The sequence below is a fragment of the Methylobacterium nigriterrae genome, assembly GCF_037106235.1.
Lineage (GTDB): Bacteria > Pseudomonadota > Alphaproteobacteria > Rhizobiales > Beijerinckiaceae > Methylobacterium > Methylobacterium nigriterrae.
The window spans coordinates 1-17,944 of record NZ_JBAWTG010000092.1 but is presented as its reverse complement, the minus strand read 5'-3'; the positions used below and the strand labels follow the sequence as shown (position 1 = coordinate 17,944).

The 17,944-nt window shown below is 66.5% G+C and carries 21 protein-coding genes and 1 pseudogene; 10 read left to right on the top strand and 12 right to left on the bottom strand.

The window, feature by feature from the left end; genetic code table 11:
• Positions 1–282: 282 nt before the first annotated feature.
• Together WDW90_RS27465 and WDW90_RS27460 are read right to left on the bottom strand one after the other, a co-directional pair.
• Complete coding sequence (locus WDW90_RS27465) at positions 283–504, bottom strand: hypothetical protein (protein ID WP_336490691.1); 222 nt, start codon at positions 502–504, stop codon at positions 283–285.
• A gap of 326 nt (positions 505–830) precedes the next feature.
• Positions 831–1,982 carry a DUF2336 domain-containing protein gene (locus WDW90_RS27460; RefSeq protein ID WP_336490690.1) on the bottom strand — a complete coding sequence of 384 codons (1,152 nt, stop codon included), beginning with the start codon at positions 1,980–1,982 and terminating at the stop codon, positions 831–833.
• Between the two features lie 234 nt (positions 1,983–2,216).
• On the opposite strand from WDW90_RS27460, the gene WDW90_RS27455 reads away from it, so the two are divergent.
• Positions 2,217–2,456: a DUF6894 family protein gene (locus tag WDW90_RS27455; RefSeq protein WP_336490689.1), complete on the top strand. Its 240-nt coding sequence runs from the start codon at positions 2,217–2,219 to the stop codon at positions 2,454–2,456.
• Between the two features lie 9 nt (positions 2,457–2,465).
• Positions 2,466–2,729, top strand: a complete 264-nt coding sequence (locus tag WDW90_RS27450) for a hypothetical protein (RefSeq protein ID WP_336490688.1) — start codon at positions 2,466–2,468, stop codon at positions 2,727–2,729.
• Here the strand turns inward: WDW90_RS27450 and WDW90_RS27445 are convergent.
• The gene (locus WDW90_RS27445) at positions 2,713–3,060 is read right to left on the bottom strand and encodes a DUF1236 domain-containing protein (RefSeq protein ID WP_336490687.1); all 348 of its coding nucleotides are present in this window, start codon (positions 3,058–3,060) and stop codon (positions 2,713–2,715) included. The two genes, WDW90_RS27450 and WDW90_RS27445, sit on opposite strands and share 17 nt — an antisense overlap.
• 172 nt (positions 3,061–3,232) lie before the next feature.
• Here WDW90_RS27445 and WDW90_RS27440 point away from each other — a divergent pair, with 172 nt between their 5' ends.
• The 3 genes from WDW90_RS27440 (at position 3,233) to WDW90_RS27430 (ending at position 4,788) form a co-directional block, all read left to right on the top strand.
• Positions 3,233–3,490, top strand: a complete 258-nt coding sequence (locus tag WDW90_RS27440; RefSeq protein WP_336490686.1) for a hypothetical protein — start codon at positions 3,233–3,235, stop codon at positions 3,488–3,490.
• Positions 3,491–4,016: 526 nt separating this feature from the next.
• Positions 4,017–4,574 carry a hypothetical protein gene (locus tag WDW90_RS27435; RefSeq protein WP_336490685.1) on the top strand — a complete coding sequence of 186 codons (558 nt, stop codon included), beginning with the start codon at positions 4,017–4,019 and terminating at the stop codon, positions 4,572–4,574.
• 7 nt (positions 4,575–4,581) lie between these two features.
• On the top strand, positions 4,582–4,788 hold the full coding sequence (locus tag WDW90_RS27430) for a hypothetical protein (RefSeq protein ID WP_336490684.1): 207 nt from the start codon (positions 4,582–4,584) through the stop codon (positions 4,786–4,788).
• A 1,658-nt stretch (positions 4,789–6,446) separates the two neighbouring features.
• Here the strand turns inward: WDW90_RS27430 and WDW90_RS27425 are convergent.
• The 3 genes from WDW90_RS27425 to WDW90_RS27415 form a co-directional block, all read right to left on the bottom strand.
• Complete coding sequence (locus tag WDW90_RS27425; RefSeq protein WP_336490683.1) at positions 6,447–6,635, bottom strand: hypothetical protein; 189 nt, start codon at positions 6,633–6,635, stop codon at positions 6,447–6,449.
• Positions 6,636–7,066: 431 nt separating this feature from the next.
• Positions 7,067–7,291, bottom strand: coding sequence for a hypothetical protein (locus tag WDW90_RS27420; protein ID WP_336490682.1), 225 nt, complete (start codon positions 7,289–7,291; stop codon positions 7,067–7,069).
• 276 nt (positions 7,292–7,567) lie between these two features.
• On the bottom strand, positions 7,568–7,834 hold the full coding sequence (locus tag WDW90_RS27415; protein ID WP_336490681.1) for a hypothetical protein: 267 nt from the start codon (positions 7,832–7,834) through the stop codon (positions 7,568–7,570).
• Positions 7,835–8,071: 237 nt separating this feature from the next.
• Between WDW90_RS27415 and WDW90_RS27410 the strand changes: the two genes are divergently transcribed.
• On the top strand, positions 8,072–8,503 hold the full coding sequence (locus tag WDW90_RS27410; RefSeq protein ID WP_336490680.1) for a Ros/MucR family transcriptional regulator: 432 nt from the start codon (positions 8,072–8,074) through the stop codon (positions 8,501–8,503).
• A gap of 163 nt (positions 8,504–8,666) precedes the next feature.
• Here WDW90_RS27410 and WDW90_RS27405 read toward each other — a convergent pair.
• The 3 genes and pseudogenes from WDW90_RS27405 to WDW90_RS27395 form a co-directional block, all read right to left on the bottom strand.
• Positions 8,667–8,768, bottom strand: a pseudogene (locus WDW90_RS27405) (HGGxSTG domain-containing protein); the annotation flags it as partial.
• Positions 8,769–8,796: 28 nt separating this feature from the next.
• Positions 8,797–9,423 carry a hypothetical protein gene (locus tag WDW90_RS27400; protein WP_336490679.1) on the bottom strand — a complete coding sequence of 209 codons (627 nt, stop codon included), beginning with the start codon at positions 9,421–9,423 and terminating at the stop codon, positions 8,797–8,799.
• Between the two features lies 1 nt (position 9,424).
• Complete coding sequence (locus WDW90_RS27395) at positions 9,425–10,210, bottom strand: recombinase family protein (protein WP_336490678.1); 786 nt, start codon at positions 10,208–10,210, stop codon at positions 9,425–9,427.
• A 170-nt stretch (positions 10,211–10,380) separates the two neighbouring features.
• Here WDW90_RS27395 and WDW90_RS27390 point away from each other — a divergent pair, with 170 nt between their 5' ends.
• From WDW90_RS27390 to WDW90_RS27380, 3 genes are read left to right on the top strand one after another with little or no spacing between them, the layout of a single operon-like run.
• A complete protein-coding gene (locus WDW90_RS27390) occupies positions 10,381–10,860 on the top strand; it encodes a hypothetical protein (protein ID WP_336490677.1) in 480 nt (159 codons plus the stop codon).
• Between the two features lie 8 nt (positions 10,861–10,868).
• Positions 10,869–12,476 (top strand): tetratricopeptide repeat protein, encoded by a 1,608-nt coding sequence (locus tag WDW90_RS27385; RefSeq protein ID WP_336490676.1) that lies wholly within the window; start codon positions 10,869–10,871, stop codon positions 12,474–12,476.
• 8 nt (positions 12,477–12,484) lie between these two features.
• Positions 12,485–14,191 (top strand): tetratricopeptide repeat protein, encoded by a 1,707-nt coding sequence (locus WDW90_RS27380; RefSeq protein ID WP_336490675.1) that lies wholly within the window; start codon positions 12,485–12,487, stop codon positions 14,189–14,191.
• A gap of 325 nt (positions 14,192–14,516) precedes the next feature.
• Here the strand turns inward: WDW90_RS27380 and WDW90_RS27375 are convergent, their stop codons facing one another.
• Together WDW90_RS27375 and WDW90_RS27370 are read right to left on the bottom strand one after the other, a co-directional pair.
• A complete protein-coding gene (locus WDW90_RS27375; protein WP_336490674.1) occupies positions 14,517–15,140 on the bottom strand; it encodes a hypothetical protein in 624 nt (207 codons plus the stop codon).
• Between the two features lie 37 nt (positions 15,141–15,177).
• Positions 15,178–15,888, bottom strand: a complete 711-nt coding sequence (locus WDW90_RS27370; protein WP_336490673.1) for a hypothetical protein — start codon at positions 15,886–15,888, stop codon at positions 15,178–15,180.
• A gap of 84 nt (positions 15,889–15,972) precedes the next feature.
• Between WDW90_RS27370 and WDW90_RS27365 the strand changes: the two genes are divergently transcribed.
• Positions 15,973–16,656 (top strand): recombinase family protein, encoded by a 684-nt coding sequence (locus WDW90_RS27365; protein WP_336490672.1) that lies wholly within the window; start codon positions 15,973–15,975, stop codon positions 16,654–16,656.
• A gap of 187 nt (positions 16,657–16,843) precedes the next feature.
• On the opposite strand, the gene WDW90_RS27360 is transcribed toward WDW90_RS27365, so the two are convergent.
• On the bottom strand, positions 16,844–17,365 hold the full coding sequence (locus WDW90_RS27360; protein WP_336490671.1) for a Cache 3/Cache 2 fusion domain-containing protein: 522 nt from the start codon (positions 17,363–17,365) through the stop codon (positions 16,844–16,846).
• Between the last annotated feature and the right edge of the window lie 579 nt (positions 17,366–17,944).

Genomic DNA, 17,944 nt, shown 5'->3' with positions numbered 1-17,944 from the left:
CCTGCGTGAGGTCCAACTGCTTGAGGGCAGAGCGATACTCGTCAGCGGTCATGATGGGCGCCGAGATGGGTAGCCGCTCGCGCCGGGACAATCATTTTGATCGGCTACGTAGCTCGATTAGGTGGCCACGCTGTGGGCTGCCCGGTTCCGTAAAGTCCAGACAGCGAGCCGCTTCAGAGACGGGAATGCTCGGCTCAGTTCCGATGGAGCAACCCCTATTGGAACGAGGGCCCAGCCCAGCGGCGCGTGCCGTGAGCGCGTGTTCGGTAGCGGGCGGCCAGCTCATGGTTTGGCTTGCTTCATCGTTTCGAGCGTCCGTTGCTGGCGGCGCAGGTCCGCCAAAACGCCCTGGGCGCGACATAGCCGCTGCTTGGCCTCGGTGGTGTCGGCCCCGGCCGTCATCAGGGCCAGGAGGGCGGTCGTCTCCGCTTTCACGGACCACTCGACCTTGCCGATCCGGTCCTTCACCTCGCGCAGCCTCGCCTCCCAGTCCGCTGTCGACATCGCCCCCTGGTCCTCCCGACCCAGATACGTTTCGCTCACCCGGGCTCAGATCGGGTGCGAAAGCGTCAAGCGCCGGATGCGCCGATTGAGTGCTGTGGAGCTGGTGCAGTCGAGCCTCGCTTCGCCCTGAGGGCGGGCTGGCTCGTCATCTCGCGACTTAGACAGCGCCACAGGTCGTGAGCGCCCAGCCAAGCCGACCTCGTTTGCGAATGGTTAAGCATGGCGCGGCGATGATGCCCTTGGAGCGGCCTCGAATGACATCCGCTGCTTGGGCGAGACCCTGTGATCGGTGACCTGTGTTGGCAGGGTCTCGCCACTCCAACCTCTCAATCCGCCGCAGATCGCCCGCCGGCGATCACGGTCAGGCCCGCGCGCAGCCGGACGGCCTGCAGAGCGCGCTGCGCCGCTTGGCTCGATAGGCCGACATACGCCTCTCTCTGGCCTGCTACGTTCAGGGCCGGCAGTTTGCCCTCGCGATCCGCTACGCTCCCAACCTCGCGCAATAGCCGCTCGACCGTGGTCCAGTTCAGGTCGGCGCTGCGCATCACCAGCAGGGCAAGGTTCTTGACCGGGCTCAAGCCTCTGAGTGCCTGAACGAAGGTCTCCGGCTCCTCATCCGCGAGGCGCGCAATGATGACGACCGCCTCGGCCAAGCGCCCGCGCGCGAGAGCGTCGGACACCTCAGCACGGGTGAGCGATCGCGATTGGGCCAAGACGCCGACCCGCACGGCAGCCGAGCGCAGCCTCTCGGCCGAGAGGGGGTCCGTGCTCGCTTGCCTCACGGGAGCCGATGTTGGCGAGGCACTCACCGCATGCGGGACTTCGCGGTCGAGCCGTATGTCAGAGTGCTCGCCGCGCAACGAGGCGCGCTGGGCTGTCGCCATGTCCCTGAACTGGGCCTGCAGCTCGCGCTTGGCTGCCGCGGGCACGTCACTGCGCTTGGTCAGCGCCACCGTAATGTGACCGTCGCTCCGGGAGAGAGCCACAAGGCGAGACAAGCCGGTCCCTGACAGCTCTGCCGTCCTATTGGCCGCGAGCTGGCGCAGGACCGGCCAGGAGCCGCGAGCGACCACGACGTCCGTCACTGGCGCGCTGACCGCCTGCCGTTCCGCAAGGGCTCCGAGATGCCGCTGGCCGCGGGTCTGCGCAATTCTGACGAGATCCGCATCCTCCAGAAGCACGGACCGGCGCAGCACGGGCGCGGCGATGTCTGGATCGAGATCGTAGGCGAGGTCGGTGACAGTGCGCACCGGGCCGGCTTCGACCGGAGCCAAGCGCTGGGAGAGGTGGACACGCACCTTGGTCCTCTCGGCCCGCGCAAGCCGCAGCAGCGCCTCGTCGTAGACCCGAGCTTCGGTCTCGCTCAGTCCACCCTCGAACTGCTCTGCGAGCTTGAGGGCGGCGCTGGCATAGGTCTCGCGGGCAAGACCGGCCAGCAGGGTCTCCAAGCGATCCGGCCCACTCGAATGCATGCTCATGGCAGCACCTCTTGCTGCATCGGAAGAGCAACGAAGCGGCTGCCCCTCACGTTTCTGTGATGTTGCTACTTGCCGTCAGAACACCTAACGCTTTCACCGCGCAGTGCGAGCAATTTGCATCAAATTGCCGCTATTAGGCATGCGGAAACATTCGAGCCCTGCCGGGCTATGCCTAACAGAGTCTTTAGCCCATCTCAGAATTAGGCTGATGCGGCTGGCAATGGGGGGCGACCTGTGCGGTACTACTTCGATACGATCATCAATGCCGGTGAGCGGCAGCTCTTCGACGCGGACGGGCAGGAGCTTCTCGGTCTCGACGCCGTCCGAGATGAGGCGATGGGCATCCTCTGCGAGATTACGCCCGATGCGCTGGGTAACCGAGACCGGCTGAACCTGGGCGTGGCAGTGCGAGACGGCCGCGGCGCGGTCGTACTCCATGCCAACCTGTCGCTCATTGCTGAAAGACCCGTCTGAGCCGCGGCCATGATCCTGCTGATGCTCGCCGCCATCCTGGGCGGCGGAGCAACTGTCCTGCTGCTCTGGCCTTTGGGCGATTGGATCGCACTCCTGTGCGCGCCTCTGGGCGGCAGTGTGTTTGCCCTGGCCGCGGCCGCCTACCTTGCGACCCAGCCCTATGAGGATGAGGAGATCGAGGGCGAAGACGCGGAGATCGGGCCTGAGGTCGAGGAGATCAGGGCCTCGCCGACGGAGGACGCTCCGACCGAACCCGTCAGTCGATCGACGTGATCACCAGACGCGAGGCGGGATCGACGATGTAGGTGCCCGTGTCCGCGTAGAAGTAGCTGTAGCCCTTCAGGCGCAGGTTCTCGCTGATGATGGCGGTTGGCAGCGGCTCGAACGCCACGAAGTCCGGAACCGTCGCGCCAGCCACGATCCGGTCCCTGAGCCTCACGGGTGTCGCGTGCCGCGCGACGGTGTACCTCTTGAGGACGCTCCGCTGCTGCGGGGTAATTTCCACGGCGTCGCCGAGGCTTCCGGTCGTCGTCGCGGCTGGCTGGGCAGCAACGGTACAGCTGAGCGAGGCTAAAACTGCCAAGACGGGCAAGACACGCTTCATCGATTATCCTGGGTTTGTTGTTCGCGCCCTAGATAAAACCGGTGCTTATATTTTTCTTAACGGCAGGCCTACTAAAGCGTTCCTGCTGCGCACCCCCCGGAAGGAGAGGCGACTTCACCGGGCCGGCGCGACGGTGGCGTAGCGCTCAGCAGGTACGCGGCAGTGAGGGGGCATGGCAGAGGAAGAAGCAACCGCAGCGTTCAGCCCTAGCGAGTTTGCGTCAGGGCCCGATCAGATCATTGATCTCTTTGGCCGAGCCGCTTTGACGGAGGTCGAGGTCGAGGCGAGCGATGGAACGGTGGTCCGCTTCACTCTTCCGATGAACGCTAGGGCGACCGTGATCACCGGCAGCCCGGCGCCGAAGATCCGCATCAAGGAGGCGTCGGTCGATCACGGCCGGACCGTCACTAGAGGGCCTGCATGCGCTTAGCGGCGCTCGAGGCCGTGCCGGTTCGGCCGGCAGCTGAGGAACAGTCTGAACGGCGGATCCTTCTCTCCTGGAAGCTCATCCCATCAGGAGACCGCCTTGAGTCGCGTTACCGACCCCAAGCTTGATGATGACCCGCTGCAGCCTGCAGCTGGAGCGCGCGCGTACCCGGAAAAGCCGCCTAGCCGCCGAGGGGAAGGTGCGAGCTCGCCCGGAGCTACTGAACCCGGTGACCAGGGCGACCCAGGGCATAGCGCCTTCGATGACGTCGATCGCGACCGCTCTCGTCCTAGCGAGAGGAAAGAGGGGTACCGCGGCGCTTGACGCCTCGCCTACACTGCGCGGCCGGCGCTGGAACGCCTCCTGAGGCTCGACGGCGGTCCAAGATGCGGAGAAATGCCGGGCGGTCGGTTCGATCATCGGGGCACTCTGTTTACCGGCCATTAAACATCCGCGTTCGACCGTATGTCCCCGTCTGCCCGGTCGGTCGACCGCCGGTCGTTCCCCGGATGGGAGTCGAGGCCGAACGATGTCCGACCGCCTGATGACATACCCCGAACTCGCCGAATTTCTCGGCCGGTCAGAGGAGGCCGCTCGCCAATTTGCGAAGCGTCGGCGTTGGCGCCGGACGATCTCGAATGAGGACGGCCGGGCCCGGGTGTACGTGCCGATCGAATTCCTCGAGACGCCGCGTCCCCCGGTCGAACCCCGGACGGACGACCGGTCGGACCCCGAACAACCGGAGGACGATCAGGAGGACGCTCTCACAGTCGTCGCCCTGCTGCGCGGCCAGATCGCCCGCCTTGAGGAGGATCTGGAGAAGGCTCGAAACGGCATGGATGAGGCGCGGGCGGCCTTGGAAATCGAGCGGATCCGTGCGGCCCAAGTCGACGTCCTTCAGGCCCTGCTCGAAGTGGAACGCAAGCACGTCGCGCATGTGACTGAAGATGCTCGGCAACGCGCCGATGAGCTGCGCCAGGACCGGGACCGTTGGGCCGGCATCGCGGAAGCGCATCAGCGGCAAATCAGCGAGCTCATGAACGCGAAGGCGCGCCGTGGATGGTGGCCGTTTCGACGGGCAGGGTGACGCGCAGATGAGTGAGGCCGATCGCGACCTGCACCCGTACAGCCTCGATGTGCAGCCGGTCCCCAGCAAGCCCGGCAAATGGCAATGGTCGATCCGCCTGCACGGAAAAATGGCTCAGCGTTCCGACCGAATGCACGACTCTGAGGAGCGGGCCAGACAGGACGGCTTGGCTTCGATCGAACGGCTGAGGCGCAGCAGCGACCGCATGTTCTGAGGGGCGAGACGGCCGTGGAGGCGAAGTGACTAATTCGACCGGCCGTCCGGGGGACGTTCCTCGTATGGCCCGAAACAGGTTCGCAGCGGCCGCCCTATGACGGCTCTGCGGAGTAGGGCGGACGACCCCCGTATGACCGGCGTTCGACCGGTCGGAAATTGACAGGGAGGCTCGGAAGCTAGACCAATGAGATCCACCGCACCGTGCGGCGAGTCAGGAGCCTAGAAACACGAAACCCGCCACGAGGGCGGGTCACATGCCGGGGCCGAAGCACCGGGAAGTCGTCTGTTGCAAAGCGATCTTCCCCGAAAGCTCGGCCTCTCGTCAAGCTGAAATCGACCGATTTCAGCAACGGCGGAGCTTTGCCCGCATGCGTCCGCGTCCCCGCGATGGGTCCAACCGACCCGAAGGATGACGCATGCTCGCATTCGAGTTGCGGCAGGCCATTGAGGCTGCGCCGCGCGACCAGCTGCCCGAATTGTCGGCGGTCCTATGGAAAGGATTTGCTGCCGGGGCCGTGAGGGAGGCCGAGGCCGAGGAACTGTCTGCGCTGATCGAGGCCCGGAAGGCACCTCGGAAGGCTCTGGGAGCCTCTAGGAAGCCCCTAGGCTCGCGCCCGCGCTCGGACGCCTCAATGGAACGCCGCCGCCGCTGGGCGGCCTCTGGGCGCCTCCCGCCGCAAATCGCCAGCCAGTTCACCCTCGCCGAAGCTGCCGTGCTCGCCGTGGTCACGGTCGAGGCTGTGAAGCGCGGCGACTGTCGGCTGACGCACGAGCACATCGCGGCGCTCGCGGGCGTGTCCAAGTCCACCGTGAAGGCGACGCTGCGCCGGGCCCGAGATCTCGGCCTCGTGACCATCACGGAGCGCCGATCCTCCGCCTGGAGGAACCTGCCCAACGTCGTCACGATCATCAGCCGGGAATGGCAGGCATGGATGCGCCTTGCTCGGCGTGCCACGTCTCCAGGGGGAGGGGTTAAATTCGTGACCCCCACGAATACAGAGGTTCTAGGAAAGGACCGTCAACGGACTTCAGAACGGCCGAAAGAAGCTGCCGGAGGGCAGGGTCGGGCTCGCTTAGCGGCCTCTCCGAATTCTGGTGCGGGTCCGTCGCGGAGGGCTGGCGCTGTATCGTGATCGCATGCCGCTGTTCGGGCGAACGAACCAACGCAAAAGCCCGTGCGGCTTGTCTGGCCTCAATCGCGTCAGTGAGCACCGTCCCCACTGGCGCGGCTGTTCGGTGCAGCTTGAACTGAGCCGCTCGGTTTGGCGCCAGCGGTGGGGTTGGTCGTGGGTTGCTCCGCGCCTGAGCCACCCGGCACGACGACCACGCTTCGACCGTGGCCGCTCGTACTCGGCTGGGACTGAAAGATGGTTCCAGTAGTGGCCGGGACGTCCTGTCTGGCCGCCGGCTCTTGAGCAAAGGCTTGGCCGATCAGGGTTGGGGCCAGCAAGACAGCAAGGCCCGGCAGAGTGGTAAGGCGCATCGAAATTTCCGCACGCACAGGAGATTACAGAGCCAACCTGCGCCGTCCGGCGGAAGTTCGTTCGGTGCGGCTGACGTGCGATCTCGCTCGCCGCCGGCCGCCGCAGGCCCTGCATCGCAGCCGCAGCGGGCTGCAGGCACGCCCCCATAGCCCGCTCTGAAGGCGGGCCATAGTCAGCTTATGCGGTTGAGAATGTAGCAGTCCTCGATGGCCCAGCGGGGCTCGGGCCGGATACCCGTGTCAGCACGCGGGATGCGGCGATATACATCGCTGTCGCGCAAATAGACCTCGTGCTCGGTGATGTGTTCAGGGCAGGTCCAATGGCCGCTGTAGCGGGTGTCGGGTTGCGTGTCCTCGCCCAAGCCGATGATCACCGCCGTATAGGGGCGCTTGAGAACCTCGCTCAGACGATCCCAAAACTGCTCCGCTGTCTCACCGGCTTGCGGATGCGCGCCTTCCCACCTCCAAGCACGCCAGCCGCGTGCGTGCGTGCGTCCACGCCTGAGCCGCCACGAGCATGGGTTCCATCTCAGGCCGCTCTGTCCCTTGCTCGTACAAGATGCGCGCTAACTCGGCCGCCGTCTCAGCCGGAAGTGCCTGCGCAAGGGCCGACAGGAACGGGCCCGCTGTCTCCTCATCGATGTTGTGGCAGACGGTGTCCACGGCGGCGACAATCGCGCAGAGGCCGCATTCGCCGGAACCATACGCCTGTCGATACGGGCTGCGCCTGATCATGTTGCCTGCCCTGGCACGTCATCGCCGGTCGTAGTCGGGTTGGCCCTACAGGGGACGTTTAGGCCGTGAGCGTCTTTGTGGCGGTCGCCAGGGCACGCGAGGCCGCGACAAGCTCTCGCTCGCTCACCTCGTGCGTCTCCGGTCCGATGCCCTTGATCCGGTAGCGAGGCGCGCCGGTCTCGTCAGGCACGACGCTCACGATCTCGTAGACCTCGCGTCGGGCTGGTGCCCCGATCTGGCCTGCGCGCCGCACGAGTTGGCCGAGGTGGAACTGGTGAGCCATGTTCGCCTTCCTGGGCGCTGAAGCGGCCGGCAGCCTAAGGGCTGATCGCTGCATCGTCTTCTCACCGTGCTGTCCGGTACGCGGCCAGCAATCCTGATGCGGAACTCCCCTACGGATCTCTGGCGCTAGCTAGACCTCGGACTCGTGCGGGCCCGGGGCTGCCGGGGTGCTGGGAAGGACCCTCGAACCAGAGAGGAAGCGACCAGCCTTTGTCGGTGGCAGGCGTTCAGGGGCTCGGAAAGGGGCTCTGCGAGCAGGGGAAGAGGAGGCATCGGTTCAGCGCTCCGGGCCGCTGACGAGTTCGCAGGCGCCACCGAGGCGCTTCTCGATGGCCCACATGGCGTCGTCGAGGGAGGGGTGGAGGGCGGGCACGCCGTAGAGCCGGCTACCCGGCTCCGACACGATGGAGAACTCGCTCGTCCACGGGATCTGCCGGATCGCACCGAGGACGCGCCCGAGCCGGTCCTCCAGGCGCCACGTGCCGCCGGCCGATTTAGCCGACCCGACCGGGGTGACCACCACGTCCATGTTGATCACGTCCATGCTCGCCCCCGGATGCGCGATGATGCCCCTTCTCTTGCGATCAGAGAAGACTGTCAGGGCACGCCGCTGGGCGCGTCTGAGCACCGAGTTGCGCTGACACGCAGTAGAGAACCGTACTCCGCAGAGCCAATCCAGTCCTCACCGGAATAGCAGGTGATTTCTCCCAAAGAATGATTGCGATCCGACCGTAATCGCGTTGAGGCTCTGGCCGATCAATGCGTGATCGGGAGGGAAGCCGTGGAAGATAATACCGAAGTGCCGCGGACAATCTATGCCGAAGTCACTGCTCAGATCGTATCGGCCTACGTCTCGAAGAGTTTCGTTTGGGTCGCTCACCTGCCAGATCTGATCACCACCGTTCATGCTGCGTTGTTGAGGCTGGGCAAGACGTCTGAACCCGCCGGCATCGAGAAGCCCACGCCGGCTCAGATCAAGAACTCGATCACACCGGACGCGTTGATCAGCTTCATCGATGGCAAGCCCTACAAGGCCCTCAAGCGCCATCTCAATCGGCAGGGGCTCAGCATGCAGGAGTATCGCGCTCGCTACGGCCTGCCGGTGGACTACCCCGCGACGGCCCCGAATTACTCAGCCCGGCGCTCCGAACTGGCTCGGGCTCTCGGTCTTGGCCAGCGGCGCCGGAAGTCGCCGCTCACACCTAAGGCATAGGATACTGCCTGCTGTTGAGCGCTTTTGTGCCCTAAGCGACCTCTTCGGCCGACCACCGCATTACCCGGATCCAGGCGTTCAGCTCGCGCCGCTGCGCGACGGCCTCGGCGGTATAGCGACCATGCTTGAACATGCCGTTCGCCTCGCCCTTTGGCGCTCCAGGCGAACTGCCGCCATGCATGCGGCACCGACCATTCGGCATGGCCGGCGAGCAGCACGGGCTGCCGCTTCGCGTTCTGGCTCCGCATCGGGGGCTGAGGTGCATCGCCATGGGGCTTTGCATAGGGTTGCCGTCAGTTTTCATCGCAGCCCCTACCCCCGCCGGCAGGTGCGTTGACCGCGCCGACAATCGCCTGCCCGCCGGCCTCGACCGTGACGCGCTCGACCCGGACCGTCTGCTGACCAGTGCTGCGGTAGCGCTTGAGGGCTTCGACCTGGGTCGTGAAGGTCCGGGCCAGCTTGTTGAAGGCGCGCTCGGCGCTGTCCTGCTGGGGGATGTTGTCGACGTGGGCGAGCCGCCTCGCGAACGTCATCGTCGCGAGGTGGACCGCCGCCATCTGGGTGGCGAGCATGGCCTCGATCTCGTCGCGCGGCTCGATCCCGTTCACGACGGAGAGCACGAAGTTGATGCCGGCCTCGTCGGGCTCCTGGCCGTGGCTGGCGACGTTCGTGATCTGCCTCAGCAGCCCGTCCATGAAGGGGAGGCTGGCGGTGCCGAGGGCGTTCATGAGGTTGAGCGTGCCCATCCCGAGATCGGGGTGATCCGGTCGGGTGGAGGCTCCGGTCGCTCCCTTGGCAACCTTGATGCGGGCGGGCGGGCGCCGCTCAGAACGATCTCTGTGGCGAGCGAGGGCGGCCGTCTCTGCGGGCGTCGGCTTGTACGGCTGTGCCACCGCCTTGCCCGGCTTGCTGGTCGTCATCTCACACCTCCTTGGCGGATTGAGAGAGCTTCGGGCTCGGTCGCGCGGCATTCAGTTCCGGCGGCTCCGAGCGGGCGAGAACCCGCTGGACCTGCACGGCGGTCCATTTCGAGCCGCCGCGCGCCGTTGGAATGCCGCGCTCTGTGAGGGCCCTGGCGAGGCCGTTGGCGCTCGTGACGCCTTCGGCCTGGAGCTGAGCGAGAACAGGCGCCAATTGGCCTGTGCGGGCTTCTGCGCGCTTCTGACGGACCTCGACAGCCGCTCGGCGGTGCTCGTCGGTCGGCACGAAGCCGCGGAAGCCGCCTAAGTGCGTGGCCGCGCCCTGCTTCTGGAGTTTGGCTCGATCCTCGTCGCTCAGCTTCGCGTAGAACGCCTTCTTGGCGGCCAGGGCATCCTTGGTCCGCTTGCTGATCATCTTGCGCTCGGCCTGAGCGATCACGGCCATCATGTGAACGAGCGTCTCGTTGGCTTCCGGCATGTCGGCGGCCACGAACTGGATGCCGGCGCGCTCCAGGCCGGTCAGGAAGTGGATGTCACGCGAGAGGCGGTCGAGTTTCGCGATGACGAGACGGGCACCGTAGAGGCGGCAGGCATCGATGGCCTTCTGCAGCTCAGGGCGGTCGTCGCGCTTTCCGCTCTCGATCTCGGTGAACTCGGCGGCGAGCCGCCAGGAGCCGCCGTTGAGGTAATCGCGGACGGCGGCCTGCTGCGCGGCGAGGCCGAGGCCCGAGGCGCCCTGCTTGGCGGTCGACACCCGGTAGTAGGCGACGAAGGTGCCGGACGCCATTTACGCGAAACTCTCCGTTCGTTGAGAGTTATGTAAACTAATGGCCCAGGAGGGGCAAGAAGCAGATCCCGACACCCATCAAGGCTCGGTCCGATATCCACCCCAGCGCGACATGGAGGGGAGGGAAACGGTAGTTTCGGCGACGGGACCCGATGTGACGGAGCCGGCCCATGGAGCCCATCAGCGCCATCGCACTCAGCCTTGCGCTCGGCGCCGCGGCCGTCGTCGGTAAGGAGGTGGTCGGTGCCGTGGTCAGGGACGCCTACGCAGCCCTGAAGGACCTGATCAAGACGCGGTACCCGAAGGTTCCGGTCGAGCAGATCGAGCAGGCCCCTGCTTCAAAGAACCGACGCGCCGTGATCGAGGAGGATCTGACGGCTTCCGGCGCTGGGCAGGACGCGGAGTTGGCGGCGGCGGCCCGCAGCCTGATCGAACTCGTCCAGCAGCATGCGCCGGCCGCCGCACTCGCCATCGGCGTCGATCTGAAAGAGGTCTCGGCCGCAAACCTGCGCCTGTCCGACATTGCTGCGGCCGGAACGGGCGTGAAGGTGGAGAAGGGCACCTTCAGTGGCGATATCGAGATCAAAGGCGTGCGCGCGGGCGTGCCGCCAAACAACCCAGCCAAGGATGAACCAGTCAAGGATGAATGAGCGCCGCTATGGACCTCTCCGGCGTCAATCTCCGTGATGTCATCGCGCAAACGATCAACATCCATGACATTCATGTCGGCGCGACGGCTGACGAGATCATCGAGAAAATTGTGGGGGTTTTGGAGACCAGCGAGGTACTCGTCGGGTTCGAGTTAGCCGGCCTTCAAAGGCGAATGATCATTCGCCTCGCCCGGGATCTGAAACCCGATGTGTCCGACTTCGATCAGGCGGTGACGGAGCTGGAACGCGCCGTCGATATCGCTCTCGACCTCATCGCGCGCGGCGAGCGGGGCACGAACGAGGGCGCCTTCGTCAATGCGGTGCTGACACAGGTCGCCGAGAGGGTCCGAAACGATGATCTGGACGGGGGCGCGCGCACCGTCGACGAGGCGCTCGCGAAACTCGAAGCGGAAGAAGTGGAGAGGCAGGCCCAGTACCGCCAGTCGCAGATCGCGCTGCTCGAAGAAGGGGTGAAGGTCGACACCCTGCGTCGCGACGCGGTCGCGGTCGCCAAGCGCATCGAGCAGATCGTAGCCGCCAGCCATCAGACCGGCCGGCCCGCATGGCACCCGGAGTTCGGGGCGCGTTACGACGCGTGTTGGGCGGACGGCGCCGAGAAGGGGATCAACTTCTCGCTCCTGGTCGCGATTGAACTCGCGCGGCGAATGGCAGCTACGGCCCGCGATGCCGACGAGCGCGGCCTCGCCCTGAACCGCCTCGGCAGTGCGCTCGCGACCCTTGGGGGGTGGGAGAGCAGCACGACGCGGCTGGAGGAGGCGGTCGCCGTCTTTCGCGCCGCGCTGGAGGAGCAGACACGCAAGCGGTCGCCGCTCAGCTGGGCGACGATCCAGACCAACCTCGGCGGTGCGCTCCAAGTGCTCGGGGAGCGGGAGAGCGACCCGGCCCGGTTGAAGGAGGCGGTCGCGGCCTTCCGCGCCGCCCTGGAGGAGCAGACACGCAAGCGGTCGCCGCTCGAGTGGGCGAGGACCCAGCACAACCTCGGCGGCGCGCTCGTGAGGCAGGGGGAGCGGGAGAACGACACGGCGCACCTGGAGGAGGCAGTCGCGGCCTTCCGCGCCGCGCTGGAGGAGCGGACGCGTGAGCAGGTGCCGCTCGACTGGGCGGGGACCCAGATGAACCTCGGCGCTGCACTCGCGGCGCTCGGGGGGCGGGAGAGCAGCACGGCGCACCTGGAGGAGGCAGTCGCGGCCTTCCGCGCTGCCCTGGAGGAGCGAACGCGCGAGCGGGTGCCGCTCAACTGGGCGGGGACCCAGATGAACCTCGGCGCCGCGCTCCAGATGCTCGGGGAGCGAGAGAACGACACGGCGCGGCTGGAGGAGGCGGTGGCGGCCTACCGCGCCGCGCTGGAGGAAGAGACGCGCGAGCGGGTGCCGCTCAACTGGGCGGGGACCCAGATGAACCTCGGCAGCGCGCTCGCGGCGCTCGGGGAGCGGGAGAGCCGGACTGACCGCCTGGAGGAGGCGGTCGCGGCCTTCGATGCATGCCTGATGGTCGCCGCGTTGGTGTGGCTGCCCGAGCGGGTCGGGAAGGTGCGCGCAGATCGGGACAAGGCACAAGCCGAGATCAAACGGCGAGTGTCGGCTCAGGATGGATGAGCGCCGCCATGTCCAGCATCGGCGTGCAACTCGACAACGTCCACGCGCGCGACATCAACATCAGCGGCGTCACGGTTGGTCCTTCCCCCGAGCAGCTGGTCGCGGTCTTGGAGGCCCGGGGGCTACTGGCGGCCTCCGAAGCGGCTGGCCTTCAACGGCGGACCATCATCGGCCTCGCTGTTCGCCTGAAACCCGATGTGTCCGATTTCGAGCAGGCGGTGACGGAGCTGGAACGCGCCGTCGAGGTCGCGCTCGATGTCATCGCACGAGGCGAGCGGGGCACAAGCGAGGACGCGTTCGTCAACGCGGTGCTGGCGCAGGTCGCTGAGAAGGTGCGCAACGATGATCTGGACGGGGGAGCAAGAACCGTCGACGAGGCGCTCGCCGAACTGGAGGCAAAGCACCGGCAATCGCAGGTCGTGCTGCTTGAGGAGGGGGTGAAGGTCGACACCCTGCGTCGCGACGCGGTCGCGGTCGCCAAGCGCATCGAGCAGATCGTGGCCGCTGGGCATTCGGCCGACCGACCCGCATGGCTTCCGGAGTTCAGGGCGCGTTACAACGAGTTCCAGGCGGACGGCGCCGAGAAGGGGATCAACTTCTCGCTCTCAGTCGCGGTGGAACTCGCGCGGCGGATGGCGGCCACGGCCCGCAAGGCCGACGAGTGCGGCCTCGCTCTGACCCTTCTTGGTAACGCACTCGGTCAACTCGGGGAGCGGGAGAGCGGGACGGCCCGGTTGGAGGAGGCAGTGACGGCCTATCGCGCTGCCCTGGAGGAGCGAACGCGCGAGCGAGTGCCATTGCTATGGGCAAAGACGCAGAACAACCTCGGCAACGCGCTCCAGGCGCTTGGGGAGCGGGAGAGCGGCACGGCGCGGCTGGAGGAGGGGGTCGCGGTCTATCGCGCCGCCCTGGAGGAAGAGACGCGCGAGCGAGTGCCGCTGCAATGGGCGGCGACCCAGATGAACCTCGGCAACGCGCTCCTAAGGCTTGGGGAGCGGGAGAGCGGGACGGTCCGGTTAGAGGAGGCGGTGGCGGCCTATCGCGCTGCCCTGGAGGAACGAACGCGGGAGCGGGTGCCGCTGGACTGGGCGATGGCCCAGAGCAACCTCGGCAACGCGCTCGTAAGGCTTGGGGAGCGGGAGAGCGGGACGGCCCGGTTGGAGGAGGCGGTGGCGGCCTACCGCGCCGCGCTGGAGGAGCGAACGCGGGAGCGGATGCCGCTGCAATGGGCGGCGACCCAGATGAACCTCGGCAACGCGCTCCAAGCGCTTGGGGAGCGGGAGAGCGGGACGGCCCGGTTGGAGGAGGCGGTGGCGGCCTACCGCGCCGCGCTGGAGGAAGAGACGCGGGAGCGGGTGCCGCTGGACTGGGCAATGACGCAGAACAACCTCGGCAACGCGCTCCAAGCGCTTGGGGAGCGGGAGAGCGGGACGGCCCGGTTGGAGGAGGCGGTGGCGGCCTATCGCGCTGCCCTGGAGGAGCGAACGCGCGAGCGGGTGCCGCTCAACTGGGCGGGGACCCAGATGAACCTCGGCGCCGCGCTCGCAGCGCTCGGGGCGCGGGATGCAGGCACGGCGCGGCTGGAAGAGGCAGTCAAGGCGCTCGATGCGTGCCTAACGGTCGCCGCATCCGTCTGGCCGCCCGAGCGGGTCGAGGATGTGCGTGCAGGTCGGGACGAGACACGAGCCGAGATCGAGCAGCGAAGGGCGAAATAGCCCGCCAAGAGTACCATCTCGGTACAACACCCCTTCACGCTCAACATCTACACCCGGCGCGCCCTGCGCGGACGGTATCATTGGGCCATCCGGCAGGGCGGCCAGATCGTCCGGGAGCCGCCGGGCACGTATGAGACGTTCGGGGACGCACGGGTCTTCGGAAAGGCTGCCCTGGACGAGATGATCGCGGCTTGGAGCCGCGAGGCGGGCGCGAGCGAGGCCGCGTAGCGATGCGCTGTGGTGGGCGCCGGCGTCTTCCTAGGAGCGTTTCGCCCCCGGCTGAGCCCTGCATCAAGTTCGAACTGTGCGTGCTGCGGCGGTCTGTTTAGGGGAGAACGAATGGGCTCGATGGGATGGGCGGGGTTGGGCAGTAGTGCGGGAGGCCCTTCGCCCGCCGGAAGTCACCGAGCGCTTTGGACCATGTAAAAGAGACACTGAGCAGGTCGGCGGCGGTACTGCGCAGGCACTTTGGCGTGAAAAACATAACCTCCTCGTCAGTCGATTGGACGAAGGAAAGGATGTTGCCGTGGCAGATGTCGTTGCGCAGACGGACGACCTCCACGTCGACGCGGGACTGCTTGGGTGTGCTCAGCTTGTCAAAAAGGTTCGTCTCTCCCGGAAAGGCGAGCGCCTCGACTGGTAGGCCGGCATCGCGCGCCGTTGCGACGAGTACGTTGCTCAGAACCTTGTAAGGAGAGAGGACGAACTCGCCGTCCGTAGCAGCCGGATCAGGCGTGACCTGACGCATCGTGACGCGCAGGCTGGCCTCGATGCCGTTGAGGAGCGCCGAGACACCGGGCAGGTAGAGCCCAGCGCGCAGTGCCTCCATGCCCTGCACAAAGAACCAGTGGAACTCGGCGGCCGAGAGCGCTTCGAGAAAGAAGTTCGCTCGCTTGGCCCACTGCCAGCCGGCCTCGAACTCCCCCGGCACGTGATCCGTAGGGCTCATGGGGTGTCATGCCCTCCGTTACGCCGAGCCGCAGGGCCTATGCAGCCTGTTCTGCGAGATCGTGGTGAGCCCGACGCTGTTCTATCTCGAAGATCAGCCGAGCCGTCGCCCACTCGTCGCGTGCCTTCTGGTTGAGGGTGGTGCTGATGCCGTAGCGAGACCCGAGCACAGGTGCGACGGGCGCGCCGTCGTGGCGGTTCTTGATTTCGCGACGGGGGCGTCCTGGCCGCGGCGGACCCCAGGCGCGGGCGGTCATCTGCTTGAGGCGGTATTCGAGGCCGACGCAGGTCATGTAGCTGGTCCTCGGATCCTTCCTCCAGGTGACTTGGCCGAGCTTCACCATCTCGGGGCGGCCCGGGTACCAGCGGCGGATCGCGGCTTCGAGGTCGGCCCGGAGAGCGATCGGGCAATGGATCAGGAGGTGGAGGTGCTCGCGGCGGTTGCCGGCGTAGTTCTCGCGCACCCAGATGGCGTACCAGCCGACGCCCCGGCGCCGGAGCCATGTCGTGATGCGGTTGCGCAGCTCGTCCTTGAACCAGACCGACAGTTCGCCCACCGGATACTGATCCATGTAGGCCGGGTGGAAGTCGATGGTGCAGGTGGGCGCCCGGTCGATCCTCTGGCCGTGAGCGAAGGCTGCGCGCAGATCTCGCCGGTCCGAGGCATCGAGGGCGGCACAGGGTGCGCGGCGGCGGCGATCGATCTTCGGGCCCGCCGCTCGGGGCTTGGGGTTGCGCTTCCGCTTCATCCTACCGTCCCGCCTCGCTCAGACCGTCAACCTTAACAAGGTATGTATGGGGGGTGAGGTGTTCACGAAGCAGGACAGGTTCAAGTGCCTGATCTGCCACGGGAATGTTGGAAGTCAGGGCTGGCGCGACTGATTGCGGTATCTCGTGTCAGCGGGCTCGGTTCTGGAGGCGTTCTCCGCCTCCGCAAACGTTGGTCTGCCTGCGCTCGGTTTTGTGAGGCCGAGGGCTTCGAGATCGTCGCCACGAAGATCGAGGTGGAGACCGGCAAGGGCGCAGACGCGCTCGATCGACGGCCGGAACTCGCCGCGGCGCTGGCTGATGCCAAGCGGAAGAAGTGCCCGGTGCTGGTGGCGAAGCTCGACCGGCTCTCGCGCGACGTGGCGTTCATCGCCACGCTGATGAGCCAGCGCGTGCCCTTCATCGTGGCCGAACTCGGCGCCGATGCCGACCCGTTCATGCTCCACATCTACGCGGCGCTGGCCGAGAAGGAGCGGCGGCTGATTTCGGCCCGCACGAAAGCGGCGCTGCAGGCCGCCAAGGCCCGCGGCAAGCGCCTCGGTCGCAACGGGGCGGAGAACCTCGCGCCGGCCTACAAGGCGGAGGCCATCGAGCGGGCGCAGGCGCTCGCGCCGGTCGTATCCGAGCTGAAGGCGGCCGGGCTGTCGGCGCGCGGCATGGCCGCGGAACTAAACCGGCGCGAGGTCGCGACGCCGGCTGGCGGCCGGTGGCACGCGCAGACCGTCATTCGGGTTCTAGAGCGCCTCTGAACGTGGCCTGACGACGAGCCCTGCCGTTCCTTTAGGGTCTCGGATGTCGCGCGCTCGGACCAGGGGGCTGATCCGCTTCTGTGGAACAGGGAAACGCCGGGCCCGGAACGGTCCACTGGGGCAAGCCCTAGCGGAACGCTCCGCTGCGTTACGGCCTAGCTCACCAAGCCCATCGTGAGGCCATGCCCTACTTCTTCGGGTATCCGACGTAGTAGATCCCGATGACGCCCTGGCCAGCGTCCCGGATCGGCTCGTAGCCCGTGGTGTAGGGTTTGCCCAGGATGTCGGCCTCGCCGAAGTAGGCGTCGCCCTTCGTGATTGCCGCGAAGGCTTTCCCCTTCGGATCGAGGACTGTGCCGACGGCGCGCGAGCCATCATCCTTCTTCACGTTCGTCGAGACGCGGACGAACTCACTGCCGCTCTTCACGAACAGGGTTGCGGTCCCGCCGACCTCCTTCTGCACGCTGTCGACCAGGGAGAAGTCGCCGTTCACCTTGGTCTGGCCGAAATAGAGGACCGGGACGGTCTTCCCGGCGATCGTGTCCTCACCCTTCACGCTCGGGGCCCCGAGGGCGGCAGCCTTTGTCTTCAGGCTCTGCATGGCGGCCTGGACGTCTTCGGTGGGCCCTGCGGACACGCTTGCGGGCATCGAAACGGCCGCTCCGGCCAGGGCGGCTAGGAGCGACAGGGTGAGTAGGGACCTCTTCATGGTCATCTCCCTCCGTTTTCGCGCCACAGGACGTCCCGTCCGTGCCGGATCATGGCAGGTGATGCAAGAGCGCAGGCTGTTTTCGAGCGGGATTTGTGTCTGAAGATGCCAGATCTACTGGAACAGCCATTGCAACCTCCCGCCACTGGTCAAGTTACCGACCGAAAGCAGGGGCGCGGGACGAGGCGAGTGTACGTTATCGTCTCATCGGGCGTCCGAGATATTTATAATCTCATGCGGGCTAATTTGCATCAAGAGGATTGATCAGCTCGCGGGCACTGGAGACGCTCCATAACGCCCAATCCGCGACAGCACGGCATGATGCTCTACCGCACGCCTTCTGTCTTCGCTCGCGTCCGCTTGCCCTGAGTGATTGCCGGCCCCTAGCGGCTGACCGGCTACTACCTGTTCCACGACCTGCGGGCATGAGCGGATGAGGCGCTGCTTACCAGAGCCGCAGGGTCCAGCCGAACCCCACGGCCATGGGGCTCGCCAAGAGGAGCGCCAGGGCAACACGTTGGATCCGCGCCCAATTCCCTTCTTCCGCAACGTGGTCGTTCATCGAGAGCCCCAGAAATT